This window comes from Alloprevotella sp. Lung230 (genome assembly GCF_014385435.1).
Taxonomy (GTDB): domain Bacteria; phylum Bacteroidota; class Bacteroidia; order Bacteroidales; family Bacteroidaceae; genus Alloprevotella.
The window spans coordinates 1-15,508 of record NZ_JACSUD010000010.1 but is presented as its reverse complement, the minus strand read 5'-3'; the positions used below and the strand labels follow the sequence as shown (position 1 = coordinate 15,508).

Below are 15,508 nucleotides of genomic sequence, written 5' to 3'. Positions count from 1 at the left end.
CCATCACAGGGAGAGAGCCACTCTCATTACACACTTCCGCCAACTCCCTTGAATTTTTCAACAAAAGCCGTAATCTTTTGAAAGACGCTTTGTTTCTTCGTGAGATATAGCGGATTGAGAGGGCTCATCTTGGGAAGAACTGCATTGAGATCGGTGCCGTTGTCACTGGCAAACTCATGCTTTAAGGAGGTTTGCAGGTAGCGTTTTGCCGCTTCTACATTCAGGTTTTCCTCCAATATCAATTTTTCTGCGGCGCTTTTTTGCTGTGCTTGGGCATAAGTAAAGAATGCCGAAATGATACCGGCTTTATCTTGAATAGACGTAAGATCGGTTTCATGAATGAAATCCACGACAAGACTCTCTTTGGCTCTGTTTCCGACGCTGCTTCGAATCATTCTACGCACTTCATCTACTAACGCGTTTTTATCTTTTGTCTTTTTATTGTGTTCAAGCACCAACTCCAAGATATAATCTAAGTCTATTTCCTGAGATTTCAACAAATCCACTTCAAACACCACATCATCCCAGTCTATCTTGGATTGCTCGGGAGCTTTCCCTTCCCGCTCTCTTCTAAACCAGTCGCGAATATCATTATAGGTTGAGCGATAATCTTGCACTGCGCGTTCCGACAGGACGTCAATCTCCATCATGGCCGAAACGGCATCATCCGTCAAAAAGTGGCGCTCTTTGAAGGCTTCAACAGCATCGGGATTCTCTTTGTCAATCTTTTGCAGTTCTTTGAGGTAGGTAAACTCATCGTAGTTTTGCAGAATGTTCTCTACCTTTAAGTATTCACCAAAAAGTTTGGTAAACGCTTTCTTTTCCGACTCTTTCGCGATTTCCTCAGGTCTTGGAAATTGCTCTTTGAGGGCTTTCACAATGTCGATATAACCTTTGCGCGCCTCGCCCGTAGCAATATCGGTAAAGCCTTTGAGATATTCTTCGTAACTCTTTTCCAACACCACATTCTTTGTATTCTTGTCGCCAAACAGCGTGATGGCATCTATCGTGGCTCTCTCCAAATCGCGGAAAGTCACGATATTGCCGAACGTCTTCGTGGCATCGTAAATGCGGTTGGTGCGTGAGAAAGCCTGCATCAACCCATGATAGCGCAGGTTCTTATCGACAAACAAGGTGTTCAGCGTGGGCGCATCAAAACCGGTCAGAAACATGCCCACCACAATAATGAGATCGACTTCCTGACTCTTCACGCGTTTGGCCAAATCACGGTAGTAGTTTTGAAATTCCTTGCTGTCTACACCGAAATTGGTTCGGAACATCGCATTGTAATCCTTGATGGCTTTGTCCAAAAACTCTTTGGCGCTGCTATCCATGGCTGAAGGCTCGAAATTTTCTTCCCGAATATCGCCGGCGGCATTCTGCTCTTCATTCGGCGCAAAGGAAAATATCGTAGCAATCCTCAAGGGCTTTTCGCTATCTTTTTGCTGGTTGTTCAGTTCTTCATAATAGAGTTTGGCGGCTTCAACGCTATTGACGGCAAACATCGCATTAAAGCCCTTTCCGCCACCTTGATGACGATGGGTTTTGAGTCGAAAGTTGCGGAGAATATATTCCGACACTTCTCTGATTCGATCTGGGTGAAGGAGGAATTTTTTGTTCTCTGCTTTCGTCAATTTGATTTCGTCCTGCTCCGTTTCCAGCGCCTTAAATTGTGGGCGCACATCGTTGTAGTCCACCTTAAACTTCAGCACTTTCTCATCGCGTATGGCATCGGTGATGACATACGAGTGCAGTTCACGACCAAACACGTCGGCCGTGGTTTCCGCCCCCAAAGCATTTTCGGGAAAGATGGGGGTTCCGGTAAATCCAAACTGATAATATCGCTTAAACTTTTTCTTCAGATTTTTCTGCGCTTCGCCAAACTGCGAACGATGACACTCGTCAAAGATAAAGACCACTTGCTGCTGATAGACCGGCAGAGCGGCCTCAGCCTTCATCAGATTATTCAGTTTCTGAATGGTCGTGACGATAATTTTGTTATCGTCCTTTTCCAAATTGCGCTTCAGCCCTGCCGTACTTTCCGAACCGTTCACGCTGTCGGGCGAAAAGCGCTGATACTCCTTCATCGTCTGATAGTCGAGATCCTTACGATCGACGACGAAAAACACTTTGTCGATAAACTCAAGTTGTGTGGCCAGTTGTGCCGCCTTGAAACTCGTCAAGGTCTTGCCCGATCCTGTCGTGTGCCAGATGTAGCCACCGCCTTCGGGTTGACTCCACCGCTTTGCCTGATAGGAACTTTTCACTTTCCATATCAGTCGCTCCGTAGCGGCAATCTGATAGGGGCGCATGATGAGCAAGGTGTCGCTGATGTCAAACACCGAATAACTGAACAACACTTGCAACAGCGTGTTTTTCTGAAAGAAGGTGGCGGTAAAGTCTTTTAAGTCCTTGATGAGGGTGTTGTCCGATTTCGCCCAGTTCATCGTAAAGTCGAAACTATTTTTGTTGCGCTTGACGGTGTTGGCGAAATAGCGGGTATTGGTGCCGTTGGAGATGACAAAAATCTGCAAATACTTGTAGAGCGAGCTCTCGCTGTTAAAGCTCTCTTTGCTGTAACGGTGCACTTGGTTGAAGGCTTCTCGAATAGCGACGCCTCGTTTTTTCAGTTCCACCTGCACCATGGGCAGACCGTTCACCAAAATGGTGACATCGTAGCGGTTGGCGTGGGTGCCGGTTTGCTCAAATTGATGGATGACCTGCACCTTGTTTCGCACCATATTCTTCTTATCCACCAAATAGATGTTTTGGATATGCCCGTCATCAAACACAAAGTCGTAGATATAATCATTCTGCACCTTTCGCGTCTTGTCGACAATGCTGTCTCCCGGCTTATCTAAATACTCCTCGAGAAAACGCTGCCATTCCGAATCGGCGAATTTCACAGCATTGAGCTGTTCTATCTGCACGCGTGCATTGAGAAGGAGGGCTTTGGGATTCGTTATGTCAGAGAGATACTCGTAGCCTTGATGCCGCAGGTCTTCTATCAGTTCATGCTCCAAAGCGGCTTCGGTCTGATAGCCCACGGGGGGCTCGTGAAGTTCGCTGTACTTGGTGTAGCTGTCCAGCACGATGAAGTGCTGCATTTCTGCGATAGTGTTGTAAGGAGTCATTTTTTTGATTTGGTTTTTTCTTGATTTATTAGTTATCATAGGATTCCTATATTTCCTATGATAACTACCCCATAGGAAAACTAATCTTCTCAGGATAGCGGCTTAGCGCGCTGCCTCTCTCACTCTTTTCCTTCGAGCAGTCTTTTGAGGCTTGCCACCTCCGCTTTCAAGGCGGCATTCTCGGCTTTCAGTTCTTCCAGCAATCGGTCAAAAGCTTTGGCGCATCCATAATAGACGTTCTTAGGGGGTGACTTTATCTTTGAAAGTTCAAGAGCCGATCTCTGTAATGCGCGTATTGCTTTCGGCGCAGCGCAATCTCCTTGGGCAGCCCCTCGCTGATGGAGTTAGTGAGCATGTCGAATTTGTCGAGAATAGAAACAATACGTTTCTGCTCGGAAAGTGGGGGAATGGGGATTTTGATTTTTTCAATCACTTTACTGTCTAAAGTAGGTATACCAGCTTTCCTAACTTTTGCCTTTATGAAGCCTTCCATACTTTGAAGCAAATAATACAGAAACCTTTGACTTAGTGACTCGCTATGAGAGAAGCAGAAACAACCATCAGAAGACCAAAACTCCTTTGAACTATATCCTATCGTTCCTGCAGATGCCCCCACGTTGATAATCATTGCAGAATGAGCTTCTCGATTGGGTTTACTATAATAACCAATAGGCTCTACTCCGCCATGAAACACAGGATAGGAACCTTCCTCGTATAGTTCTCTTTTTGTTAGTCTTTTACCTCTAAGAACAGAACATACTTCTCCCAATGGCAAAATAAATATATTATTTAACGAATTACCCCCCCCATTTAACATATCAAAGGAAAGTAACTTATTGCGGTAATACTCATACTGCCGCTTGCGGCAGTCCAGCTCCGCCTCCAACTCCGCCTCCAGCGTCGTAAACTTGTCGAGAATGCGAACGATTTCTTGTTGGACAGAAAGAGGGGGAATAGGGATTTTGATTTTTGCAAATGCATTTTTTGCTAAACGTGGAACACTCGCACGTCGTACTTGCCCTTTTATAGCAGTCTGCTTTGTCAATAAGAAGTAGTAGAGATATTTGCTGTAAATAGTAGTGGTTGGAAGAAAATAATAAATGTCATCGGCAGCCCAAAAATCTACTGTGCTATATCCAATTTCGCCTGCTGCTCCTGCGCTAATAATAAAAGTTGTATCTCCACAGACATTACCCTCATTATAAAACCCCAAAGGTGTCATACTATTTTGAAAAACAGCATAACGACCAGTTTCGCTCAGTTCTTTCCTAACAAGCCGACGCCCACGCTTTACCTCTGCTACTTCATCCAGTTCCTTCCACTCCACTTCAGCCCCATCGAGTAAGCGTTCTATAAAGGGCATGATATGTTGTTCGTTATTCTTCATCTTGCTGTTTCTTTTGAGATAACCTATGCAGCATAGTAGCATTGTCGCTGCTAATTACACTTTTTCCTGTTTGCTTTTCTAATTTCATGCGAGCCACCTTTGCCCACCATTGTTCAAAAAGCTGAATGCTGCTCATACGGTCAATGCTTTAATGATGGCATTGATACTACTCTTTATCTTCTATCGTTGCACGTTTGACTCTCTTTACGGTATGTTTGATTTTCCCGATGAAAAAATTGATTTCCAGTGATGATTCTGTTTCTGCCACCTCAAGGTCGGGCATAACTACATCCGATAGGAGTTTTCCAAATCGGTTCATCTTTTCATTTTGTTCCTGCTTGTTGTTTTCTTGATGAAGGCTTAACAATTCTCGTTTCAACTTGCGTACCTTGGCGAAAGTCTCTATGATGGCAAATGTTACCATAGTAGCATTCTTACTTTTTAGGATTGTAGCCAGCATGTATAGTCCTTTCTCTGTAAACGCTTTCGGTAGTGTTCGAGTCTTGGAAGAAAGTTTTGTGGACGAATTTTTCGACCGCAAAATTTCTGTTTCTTCTTTGGTGAGCACAAACATATAATCATCGGGAAACTTATCCAGATTGTTGCGTACAGCTTCGTTTATTCGTTTGGTTTCCACACCATATAGGTCAGCAATATCGGCATCTACGATTATTTGTTGTTGGCGAATGGAAAAGATGTGCTGCTGCACATGTTGCGAAAGTATAGCGATGGCCGTACTTGCTGAATTATTAGACGTTTCTATGATATTCTGTTTCATAATTCGTTGCTTTTCTTATTGCAATCCATACTACATTTAGCAGAAATTCAGTATTCTGAGCTTACTCCTCTATCTCCTTTATAATACTATCTATCTCCGCCCGCAATGCGTCTATCCGCTTCACCGTTTCAGCCACTTCTGCGTTGAGTTTGTCAATATCAATGATTTCTCGCTTGTCCTCCGCCTCGACATACGAACTCACGGAAAGGTTATAATCGTTCTCGGCAATTTTAGCGTTGTCTACCGATGTAGCCACATACTGCACCTCCTCTTTGTGTTCAAAGATGCTCACAATGCGGTCGATATGCTCCGGTAAAAGCACATTGTTGTTGGTTTCTTTCTTAAAGAAATCCTCACCACCGGCATCGATAAACTGCGTTTTAGCTTCCGTCTTATGCTTGGAGAGCACAATGATATTGACGGCGATGGTGGTTCCATAAAAAAGATTGGCAGGTAGAGAAATAACCGCTTCCACAAAGTTGTGGTCTACCAAATACTTTCGAATCTTTTGCTCCGCACCACCCCGATAGAAGATGCCGGGAAAACAAACAATGGCCGCACGTCCACGAGCGGAAAGATAACTGAGAGCATGCAGCACAAAAGCAAAATCGGCCTTCGACTTGGGCGCAAGCACACCGGCAGGAGCAAAGCGGTCGTCGTTGATGAGCGTAGGGTCGTCGCTCCCCACCCAGTTTACCGAATAAGGCGGATTGGAAACGATGGCATCGAAGGGCTTTTCATCCCCATATTGAGGATGGAGGAGCGTGTCGCCCAAAGCAATGTCGAACTTGTCGTAATTGATGTTGTGCAGAAACATATTCATCCGCGCCAGATTGTAGGTGGTGTGGTTGATTTCCTGCCCAAAGAAGCCCTCCTCAATCAGGTGTTCATCAAATTGCTTCTTGGCCTGCAACAACAAAGAACCCGAACCGCAAGCCGGGTCGTAAATTTTATTGACCGAAGTCTGCCCCAAGAGTGCCAGCCGTGCAATCAGTTTGGACACATTTTGCGGGGTGAAATACTCACCGCCCGATTTGCCGGCATTAGCGGCATAGTTGGAAATCAAAAACTCGTAGGCATCGCCAAAGAGGTCAATCTCATGGTCTTCAAAGTCGCCGAAGTCAAGACTTTCCACCCCTTTGATGACGGCTGCCAAACGGCGGTTTTTCTCCTCGACAGTATTTCCCAAGCGGAGGCTTGTAGTGTCGAAGTCGGCAAAAAGTCCTTTGATGTCATGCTCTGACGCATAGCCGACGGCCGAACCCTCGATATCCTTGAATATCGCCGCCAATTCGGTGTTTAAGTCGGGATTGGTGTTGGCCGTCTTGGCCACGTTGACAAACAACTGACCGGGATAAATGAAATAGCCTTTGGTTTTCGTGGCATCGTCTTTGATTTCCGGTGTAATCGCATCGTCGGTCAGCTCGGCATAATGAAAACTGTCATCTCCCCCTTGTATGAAACTGGCGAAGTTTTCGCTGATGAAACGATAAAAGAGAGTGCCCAAAACAAACTGCTTGAAATCCCATCCGTCCACAGCCCCGCGCACTTCATTGGCGATTCTCCAAATGGCAGATTGTAATTCCTCTCTTTGCTTTATACTTGTCATTATTTTTTGTTTTAATTTCTATTTTCAATTTCATTTGCAAATATACGTTTTTGCCGTGAGCACGACAAAGAAAAACCGTGATTTTACAGCGTGACGGCCTAAATCTCCGGCTAAGAATAGCGGGCGGTGCTTCCCCATCATGGCCGCTCTTCTCCCGTATCGAACACCACCTCTTTCGGATGCCCCTACTCGCTGCCGGTCGCCTCTCGCGCGCGCGCGTATACACACATAATGCATGAAAAAATCCTTCACTCCTTCACCAGGTAGGATAACCCCATGATAATTAACCGATTGCAGGTGAAGGTTCTCGTTTCGTAAAACCTTCACCGCCTCATTGTTTTGACGAGAAGAAAAGCCGCCGGTGAAGGAAGTGAAGGAAAAAAACAAAGTTTGACAGTAGTATGCGCGCGCGAGGGAAGGCAAAAAAACATGGGAGGTAGAAGTCACGGAGTCTGAGGTAAATAAAACCGGCTCTGAAGTCAAAACCACTTTCTCTGAAGAAAGTGTAGCCGCCCGCTCTATTGTTTTCCCCAGAAGAAAAGGACATTGGGAATGTTTTAGGAAAAGCCCCTTGCTTTTTTCACATAGTACGTATTCGTACTTTCAAAATCGAAGTGCAACAAATCATTCGTTTTTTCATAGGTTCTAATCCATGAAAAGCACCGCGGGTTTGCCTCGCGGCCGGGGCGCGCAGCCCCGAAGAGCGATACCGGCAATACAAAAAAGGAGTCTCCTTTTGGAAGACTCCCCGAGATTAATTATCTTTGTATTGCATATGTATAAACAACTAACCTCGGAGCAAAGAAAATGCCCAAGAAAAGAGATCGCACGTATCGTGGGAACCAGTCAATCCACCCTTTCTCGTGAATTAAGACGTAACAGTACTCGGGTCGGGCAAGTACATTTGGTTCAAGGCGCACGACAAGGCGATGGAGCGTCGCAAGCGTTCCACAAACATGCTCTTCATGACCAAACTTGCCCATGGGAAAAAGGCAGAGCCGTTGGCCAAGGAGGTCAGACGGCTGTTTCTGCCCTACAAGAAACACATCAAGACCATTACCACTGACAATGGTCCTGAATTTGCTGCACACAAGCTAATTACGAAATATTTGGGAGCGGTCGTTTATTTCGCCGATCCTTATGCCTCATGGCAAAAGGGGGTGATAGAAAATACAAATAAACTCATCAGACAGTATATTCCAAAGCACACCAACTTCGATGAAGTTACAGATAAAAAGATTGCGAGCATACAAAAGAAAATCAACAGCAGACCCAGGAAAAAATTAAAGTTTGAAACACTAAAAACAGAGTTCTTCAAAAGAATAGCTTAATTTTGCACTTGCCGGTTGACTCTACGAACTAACATTTCTCAAAAACTTTTTCAAAAAAAATCTCGATTTATTTGGTCAATCAGACTGTTTTTCTTAAGTTCGCAGCACAACACCTAATTTTTAACACCTATAAGAACACCACCATGCTAAAAAAACTCTTTATTCTTTTTGTGCTCCTCTGCCCTTCTACTTTATGGGCACAAGTTTTTCTATCTGAAGAGGGACAAAAACTTTCTGCTAATCCAGAGAAACAGGACACGTTGGATAAAAAGATTCGACTGGAAGTTTTCTATCTGCAAACTGATGTAGACACGGTCATTCCATTAACGCAAGAAAACCCGATGGTTTTGTGCATTGGAGAGTCCTTTATGACTTACCGATCTTATGGTGCCTATCGGCGAGACTCCCTTTATGTAACAAAAGGGAAAGCCACCACGCTGGGCGAAGTGCTTGATTTAGATTTCATATACCCCAACATCCCCAACTATCATTTGGTACGCAATCTCAAAAGTAAAATGCTCACCGAAAGCTTTTCAGTCTTCCCCTCTCGCTATCGTTGCCAAGACAGTACAGCTGTGTTCCAGTGGACGCTGCTGCCCGACACGGCCACCGTGTGCGGCTATCTCTGCCACAAAGCCACGGCACCCTTTCGCGGACGCGTCTGGACAGCATGGTGGAGCGACGAAATCCCCATTGATGCCGGGCCGTGGAAACTGCAAGGCTTGCCGGGATTGATTCTGAAAGCACAAGACGACAAGGGGATACACCACATTGAAGCGACGAGCATACGCTCACCCAAACTCCACTTTTTGACAATGTCCCTCCATAGTTGGCGAAAAGTGACGCGTGAAGCAGCGCTCAAAGCCATCTATGAAGACGCCACTCACCCGGGAGCAGGTATGGTCGCCGCCGGACTGATTGAAAAGAAAGAACCCGAAGCCAATGCCAAAAAGAGACGTCTCTTCTACTCGCCCTACGAGGATTTCTAAACGGAGACATCGAGCGTTTTCGCTCGAAAGATTGACGGCAAAAGTAGTGGGATAGACACTTTATTGATAACAGTCGCTGAAAGCGACACCTTTGAATAACCCCACGTTCTCGTGGGGTAGAAATCTATCTGCAAGCCTGCTGACTGGAAGTCAGCCCGATTTCGTTTCAAATATCTTTTCGACAAGTAGATGCTCAAACCCCTACTTCTCCTATTACTCCTGCTGCTTCCCGGCTTGGGGCACGGACAGACACTGCTGACAGGGACGGTGCGCGACAGCGAAGGCACTCCCCTGCCGGCAGTGATTGTTCGTGCCTATGCCCAAGGGGCAAAAGTGGTGACGGCCTACACGCAAACGGACGAGAAGGGTCAGTATCGGTTGACACTTGGCAACGACTCAAAGGGGGAGTTTCGACTGAAATTCACCCACCTTAGTTACAAACCCGTGGAAGTCATCCTCCCCCACGGCACGCAGCGACAGGACGTGAAGCTCAGCGAGCGCGCACAAGCCTTTCGCGAAGTGACGGTGAAGTCGAACTATGTGCACCAACGGGGTGACACCCTCACCTATCGCGTCTCGTCGCTCGCGGGAAAGGCCGACCGCAACATCGAAGACGTCATACGCCGCATCCCGGGCATCAACATTGGGACAAATGGCGAAATCAGTTACCAAGGCGAGGCCATCAACCGCTTCTATATCGAAGGGCGCGACCTGCTGGGAGGCAACTACGGACTGGCCACACGCAACATCAAGCCCGGCGATGTGCAGTCGGTGAGTGTGCTCGAAAATCACCAACCGGTGAAGTTGCTCAAAGACCTCGAAGTGTCCAAGCAGGCAGCACTCAACCTCTCGCTCAAGAGAGGGGCACTGGGGCGACTGGTGGGGAACGCCAAGATGGGGGCTGGCGCGGGCGATGGTGCCCGATGGCTGGCGGAACTCTATGGGATGCAGATCTTTCCCCATCGCCAGACGATGTACGCCGTCAAAGGCAACAATTTTGCCGAAGACTATGCGATAGAGACCATCGACTTCCTGCTGCAACACTCGGAAACACCCATCGCCTCCCTCTTCCCCGACACACCCTTCGGCACAAGCAGTCTGCCCCAACGGCGCTATGCCGACAACCGATCGGCCTTTGCCTCTTGGCACACCCTCTTTGACCTCGGCAAGGAGAAAGAACTCGTGCTGAAAGGGCAATACACCCTCGGCCGGCACACATTTTCGCAATTTCAGCAATCGGAATACTATGGTCTGCAAACACCCCTCGTGGTGATGGAGGCCGTGGACAACGACTTGATCACACAAGGCGTCGATCTGAGCCTGAAGTATGAACACAACAGCGACAGTGCCTATCTGGCCGAAAAGACCGCCCTGCGCGCCCATCTGCGCCGCAACATTTACGACCTCCCCACAGGAAGCATCCGCCAGCGGTGGCGAGAGGTGGACGTGAGTTGGGACAACCTCTTGGCCTGGAAACGCCGCAAGGGGCGGCATCTCTCCGCCTGGGAACTGAAGACGGGGCTGAGCACCACGCCCACGGCACAACTCACGGCCGACCGCGAAAGCGACGGCACGGCATTGGTGCGGCAGGAAGTGTCGGCCCTGCGGGCGTTTGCCACCACCGGCACGCACTATGCCTACCAACTGGGGGAGAACGGACGATGGGGACAAGTGGGGCTGCACCTCAACGTCTATGCCTCCTATCAACGCTTCGCCTCGGAACAAACGAACCTCCTCACAGCACCACGCAACGACAACTGGGCGCTGGGGGCAGAACTGCAGGGTATCCCTCATTACAGCGTGGGCGGCAGAGGTTTTCACCTCGAAGTGAGACTGCCCGTCCGCTATCTGCTGCACGACTTTCACAACCGCTATCTCCACACGGAATTTCTGCTCAACCGCCCCTACTTCGTGCCTTCGGTGACGCTGCTGAAGCGGTGGTCAAGCCTCTTCGTGACAGGCACAACGGCCTATCACGTGGGCGTGGGGCGGTTTCAGGACTTTCTCGTCGCCCCGCTCTACCAGACCTATCGGCAGCAGATATGGCCGGGCAGCGGTGCGCTCTCCCGGTCGCGGACGTGGCAGTCGGAGTTGCAACTGATGTGGCGCGACACCTATCGGGGGAGGTCGGTGAACTGGACGGCCACTTACAACCGCACGAAAGCCGGCCAACTGCAAGCATCGACCATCGGGCCACAAGGTGGGACAACCTCGCAGGAAGTGCTTCACGACAACACGCAAAGCAGCTGGATGACGACAGCGCGCGCCACCCTCTACAGCCGTCCCATCCACACGCACTTTGCACTTTCCCTCCGCTACAATGGTTCGCAACGCTCGATGTTGCGGCAACAGTCGCTCCTCACCACCCGCACCCACCACGTCTACACGGCCTTTTCCACCGACTGCAACTGGTGGCGGCAGCTGTTGCAGGTACGGGCACAGGTGGCTTGGGAACGGAGTTTTCTCCACTTCGCCGAAACGCGGAGCGCGCTCAACCGCTGGAGTGGCAGTGTGCATGCCGCCTTCACTCCGGGCGAGCATTGGGAGGTGTCAGTGCAGGGCGAGATGGCGCGCAACGAGCAGCAACGCCGTCACTACCTCACCTCCTTCTTCCTCGACGCCCGGATGCGCTACAAGCGCAAGCGTTGGGAAGCAGAACTGCAACTGCACAACTTGGCCGACACGCGCCGATACGAAGTGCGCACCTATATGCTCACCGACATCTATACCTACGGCTATCGCTTACGACCCCGCGAAGCGTTACTCAGCCTGAAATGGAGCTTTTGAGGCACAAGAAAGCCGCATTTTGCCAACTCCACTCGTAAAAACTCATCAAAACCTTGCCCATTTTTCAAAGAAATTGTAAATTTGCAGAGGGAGCATCCTAAACGAGGTTGCTTCCTCTCCTTTTGATCCAACCTTGTTCAACCCATCACAACGTCTTCACCCCATGATGACAGACCTCGAAATTGCCCACGCCACTGAATTGCAACCCATTGCCCAGGTGGCCGAATCGATAGGCATTGCTGCCGACGACATCGAAAACTATGGCCGACACATTGCCAAAGTGCCGCTTCGTCTCATCTCTGAGGAGAAGATGAAACGCTCACACCTTATTCTCGTCACTTCCATCACCGCCACCCGCGCCGGTATCGGTAAGACCACCGTGTCCATCGGTTTGGCGCTCGGCCTCAACCACATCGGCAAAAAAGCCGTGGTGGCCTTGCGCGAACCCTCCCTCGGGCCGTGCTTCGGTATGAAAGGCGGTGCGGCCGGCGGCGGCCATGCTCAGGTGCTGCCGATGGAGAAAATCAACCTCCACTTCACCGGCGACTTCCACGCCATCACCTCTGCGCACAACATGATTGCCGCGTTGCTCGACAACTACCTGTATCAGCACCGCGCCGAGGGATTTGGCTTGAAAGAAATCCTGTGGCGCCGCGTCCTCGACGTGAACGACCGCTCTTTGCGCAGCATCGTCACCGGTTTGGGGCCGTCCACCAACGGCATCGAAACACAAGCGGGCTTCGACATCACTCCCGCTTCCGAACTGATGGCCATTCTCTGCCTTGCCACCGACGAGAACGACCTGCGCCGCCGCGTTGAGCAAATCGTGCTCGGCTATCGCTACGACGGCACTCCGTTCACCGTCCGCGACCTTGGTGTGGCGGGGTCGGTCATGGTGTTGCTCAAAGATGCGCTCCAGCCCAACCTCGTGCAAACCACCGAAAACACGGCAGCGTTTGTACACGGCGGCCCCTTTGCCAACATTGCCCACGGCTGCAACACATTGTTTGCCACCAAAATGGCGCTCTCCCACTCCGAATACACCATCACCGAAGCCGGATTTGGCGCAGATTTGGGTGCTGAAAAGTTTTTCGACATCAAATGCCGCAAGAGCGGACTGCAACCCGACCTCACGGTGCTGGTGGCCACGGCACAGGGTTTGAAAATGCACGGCGGTGTGCCGCTCGACCAAATCAAAGCCCCCAACCTCAACGGCCTGCGCGACGGTTTGGCTAATCTCGACAAGCACGTGCGCAACCTCCGCTCCTTCGGGCAAACCGTGGTGGTGGTGTTCAATCGCTTTGCCGAAGACACCGATGAGGAGATGACCCTCCTCCGCACCCACTGCGAAAACGTGCTGAAGGCTCCGTTTGTCATCAACAACGCCTATGCCGAAGGCGGTGCCGGTGCAGCCGAATTGGCACAAGTCGTGGTAGATACCATTGCGAAAAATCCCTCGCAGCCGCTGCAATTCCAATATGCCGACGACGACCCTATTCGTACGAAAATCGAAAAGGTGGCGAAGCAGATTTACGGCGCGGCCACGGTTTCCTTTGCCGCCCCCGCATTGCGCCGCATCAAAACAGCCGAAGAAAACGGCATGAGCCACTTCCCCGTGTGCATCGCCAAAACGCAGTTTTCCTTCTCGGCCGATGCCAAACGCTATGGTGCGGCCGAAGGTTTCGATTTTGAAATTCGCGACATCGTCATCAACGCCGGTGCCGAAATGATTGTAGCCATCGCCGGCGACATCCTTCGCATGCCCGGACTTCCCAAACAACCTCAAGCCCTCCACATCGACTACGTGGACGGCGAAATCACCGGACTTAGTTAAGGGGAAAGTGCCCCCCATCGAAGATTTATAATGCGTATCGTTCTTAACCCCAAATACCAACATCTGCGCGAATATCTCGAACACATCGACGAGCATTTCGCCCACGGACGCGAACTGCACCGCGGACGCAACCTCCTCCGTACCCTGAAAGTGGGGGGATTGACGCTCGTGGTGAAGCGCTACGGCAAGATGCCCCTCACCAACCGATTGGCCACACGTCTCTACAAGTCGCCTAAGGCCAAGAATGCCTACGTCAAATCACTCCTCCTCAAAGAGCGCAGTTTTGAAAGCCCGGAACCGGTGGCGTTCGTCACCATCCGCGAAAACTGGCTCAACAGTCAGAGCTACTTCGTATGTCTGCACTCCAACTATCGGTACTCGATGAAGGACATCGACACCCTCGACCCGGATTTCCGCGAAGAGGTGACGCAGAGTTTTGCCCGCTATGCCGCTCAACTTCACCGCAACGGCTTCCTGCACCGCGACTTCTCGGCCGACAACATCCTTTTCGACCGCGTCAATGAGCGCATCCATTTCGCCCTCATCGACACCAATTCGATGAAATGCGGGCGGGCGGTGAGCCTGGAGAAAGGCTGCCACAACTTTGCACGCCTGGTGGGCTCGGAGGAGTTCTTCGACCGTCTCGGCACCCTCTATGCCGAAGCCAGAGCAGCCGATCCGGCAGAGTGCATCGCCATGATTCAGCAAGGGCGCGCCCTCTACCACGCTCACAAGCACCACCACGCCTAAGCGGAAGCGCTCCGCCTCGGGCCAGACCAAAAGAAATCACGCTTCCTGTTCTCCAACGAGAGTGCAGGAAGCGTGATTTTTTTGCGGCAGAAACCGCCTTTGAGCGCAGTGAGTATCGACGCCCTCATTGCACCACCACATTGGGCAGGGCAGCTTGAAATATGGCCTTGGCGTTGGCCTTCCGCTCGGGCGAGAGGGGTTCGACACCGTGGAGGGGATAGGGCAGGCCGAGACTTTCGTACTTGTACTCGCCCATCGTGTGATAGCCCAGCACTTCGACCCGCTCGATGACCGAAAACTGCTTCAGATATTGCGCAACGGCTTCGAGGCGGTCGTCGCGGTCGGTGATGCCGGGCACCACCACGTGGCGTGCCCAGACGGGCTTTCCGATGTCTTGAAGATAGTGGAGGAAGCGGTCATTGTGGGTGCGCTCCACACCGGTGTAACTCTTGTGGAGCGAGTCGTCCACCGTTTTGACATCGAAGAGGATGAGGTCGGCAGCAGCAGCAGCACGGCGCGCGGCTTCCGTCCAAATCGTTCCAGCCGTGTCGAGCGCGGTGTGCAGCCCTTCTGCACGGCAGAGGTGGAAGAAGGCTTCGACAAACTCGGCTTGGAGGAGCGGTTCGCCTCCGGTGCAGGTGACACCGCCGCGGCGGATGAAGTTCTTATATTTCCGCACTTCAGCCATCAGTTGTTCGGGGGTGAAGTCAAACTGGTGCTCGCCCTTGACGTCCCACGTGTCGGGATTGTGGCAAAAGAGGCAACGCATGGGGCAACCTTGCAGAAAGGCCACAAAGCGGATGCCGGGGCCATCGACGGTGCCCATCGACTCCATCGAGTGGAGGCGGCCGATGAGGGGAGCGGCCGTCGTTTCGGCCGAAGAAACGGCAGCAGCGGTATCGCTGTTAG

At 50.6% G+C, this 15,508-nt stretch carries 11 protein-coding genes; 5 read left to right on the top strand and 6 right to left on the bottom strand.

Annotated features, from left to right (window positions below):
• Nucleotides 1–26 precede the first annotated feature (26 nt).
• The 5 genes from H8527_RS06595 to H8527_RS06575 all read right to left on the bottom strand — a co-directional run bounded on the left by H8527_RS06595 (nucleotide 27) and on the right by H8527_RS06575 (nucleotide 6,908).
• Nucleotides 27–3,134: an HsdR family type I site-specific deoxyribonuclease gene (locus H8527_RS06595; protein ID WP_187546680.1), complete on the bottom strand. Its 3,108-nt coding sequence runs from the start codon at nucleotides 3,132–3,134 to the stop codon at nucleotides 27–29.
• A 253-nt stretch (nucleotides 3,135–3,387) separates the two neighbouring features.
• Entirely contained in the window at nucleotides 3,388–4,521 is a 1,134-nt protein-coding gene (locus tag H8527_RS06590; protein ID WP_187546678.1) for a restriction endonuclease subunit S, read from the bottom strand.
• Nucleotides 4,511–4,657, bottom strand: a complete 147-nt coding sequence (locus tag H8527_RS06585; protein ID WP_187546677.1) for a hypothetical protein — start codon at nucleotides 4,655–4,657, stop codon at nucleotides 4,511–4,513. Before H8527_RS06585 ends, H8527_RS06590 begins: the two co-directional genes overlap by 11 nt.
• A 30-nt stretch (nucleotides 4,658–4,687) precedes the next feature.
• Nucleotides 4,688–5,299, bottom strand: a complete 612-nt coding sequence (locus H8527_RS06580; RefSeq protein WP_187546675.1) for an ORF6N domain-containing protein — start codon at nucleotides 5,297–5,299, stop codon at nucleotides 4,688–4,690.
• 61 nt (nucleotides 5,300–5,360) lie between these two features.
• Entirely contained in the window at nucleotides 5,361–6,908 is a 1,548-nt protein-coding gene (locus tag H8527_RS06575) for a type I restriction-modification system subunit M (protein WP_187546673.1), read from the bottom strand.
• 965 nt (nucleotides 6,909–7,873) lie between these two features.
• On the opposite strand from H8527_RS06575, the gene H8527_RS06570 reads away from it, so the two are divergent.
• The 5 genes from H8527_RS06570 (at nucleotide 7,874) to H8527_RS06550 (ending at nucleotide 14,599) form a co-directional block, all read left to right on the top strand.
• Complete coding sequence (locus H8527_RS06570; RefSeq protein ID WP_370539233.1) at nucleotides 7,874–8,239, top strand: IS30 family transposase; 366 nt, start codon at nucleotides 7,874–7,876, stop codon at nucleotides 8,237–8,239.
• Nucleotides 8,240–8,382: 143 nt separating this feature from the next.
• A complete protein-coding gene (locus H8527_RS06565; RefSeq protein WP_187546671.1) occupies nucleotides 8,383–9,228 on the top strand; it encodes a GLPGLI family protein in 846 nt (281 codons plus the stop codon).
• A gap of 189 nt (nucleotides 9,229–9,417) precedes the next feature.
• Nucleotides 9,418–12,015, top strand: a complete 2,598-nt coding sequence (locus H8527_RS06560) for a carboxypeptidase regulatory-like domain-containing protein (protein ID WP_187546670.1) — start codon at nucleotides 9,418–9,420, stop codon at nucleotides 12,013–12,015.
• A 163-nt stretch (nucleotides 12,016–12,178) separates the two neighbouring features.
• Complete coding sequence (locus tag H8527_RS06555; RefSeq protein WP_187546668.1) at nucleotides 12,179–13,849, top strand: formate--tetrahydrofolate ligase; 1,671 nt, start codon at nucleotides 12,179–12,181, stop codon at nucleotides 13,847–13,849.
• Nucleotides 13,850–13,879: 30 nt separating this feature from the next.
• On the top strand, nucleotides 13,880–14,599 hold the full coding sequence (locus H8527_RS06550) for a lipopolysaccharide kinase InaA family protein (RefSeq protein ID WP_187546666.1): 720 nt from the start codon (nucleotides 13,880–13,882) through the stop codon (nucleotides 14,597–14,599).
• 124 nt (nucleotides 14,600–14,723) lie between these two features.
• Here the strand turns inward: H8527_RS06550 and pflA are convergent, their stop codons facing one another.
• Entirely contained in the window at nucleotides 14,724–15,434 is a 711-nt protein-coding gene (pflA, locus tag H8527_RS06545) for a pyruvate formate-lyase-activating protein (RefSeq protein ID WP_187546770.1), read from the bottom strand.
• Nucleotides 15,435–15,508 lie beyond the last annotated feature (74 nt).

Coding starts and splice junctions, on each gene's coding strand:
- H8527_RS06555 (WP_187546668.1), top strand. CDS start 12,179: ATGATGACAGACCTCGAAATTGCCCACGCCACTGAATTGCAACCCATT.
- H8527_RS06590 (WP_187546678.1), bottom strand. CDS start 4,521: ATGAAGAATAACGAACAACATATCATGCCCTTTATAGAACGCTTACTC.
- H8527_RS06570 (WP_370539233.1), top strand. CDS start 7,874: ATGACCAAACTTGCCCATGGGAAAAAGGCAGAGCCGTTGGCCAAGGAG.
- pflA (WP_187546770.1), bottom strand. CDS start 15,434: ATGGAGTCGATGGGCACCGTCGATGGCCCCGGCATCCGCTTTGTGGCC.
- H8527_RS06575 (WP_187546673.1), bottom strand. CDS start 6,908: ATGACAAGTATAAAGCAAAGAGAGGAATTACAATCTGCCATTTGGAGA.
- H8527_RS06580 (WP_187546675.1), bottom strand. CDS start 5,299: ATGAAACAGAATATCATAGAAACGTCTAATAATTCAGCAAGTACGGCC.
- H8527_RS06585 (WP_187546677.1), bottom strand. CDS start 4,657: ATGAGCAGCATTCAGCTTTTTGAACAATGGTGGGCAAAGGTGGCTCGC.
- H8527_RS06550 (WP_187546666.1), top strand. CDS start 13,880: ATGCGTATCGTTCTTAACCCCAAATACCAACATCTGCGCGAATATCTC.
- H8527_RS06565 (WP_187546671.1), top strand. CDS start 8,383: ATGCTAAAAAAACTCTTTATTCTTTTTGTGCTCCTCTGCCCTTCTACT.
- H8527_RS06595 (WP_187546680.1), bottom strand. CDS start 3,134: ATGACTCCTTACAACACTATCGCAGAAATGCAGCACTTCATCGTGCTG.
- H8527_RS06560 (WP_187546670.1), top strand. CDS start 9,418: ATGCTCAAACCCCTACTTCTCCTATTACTCCTGCTGCTTCCCGGCTTG.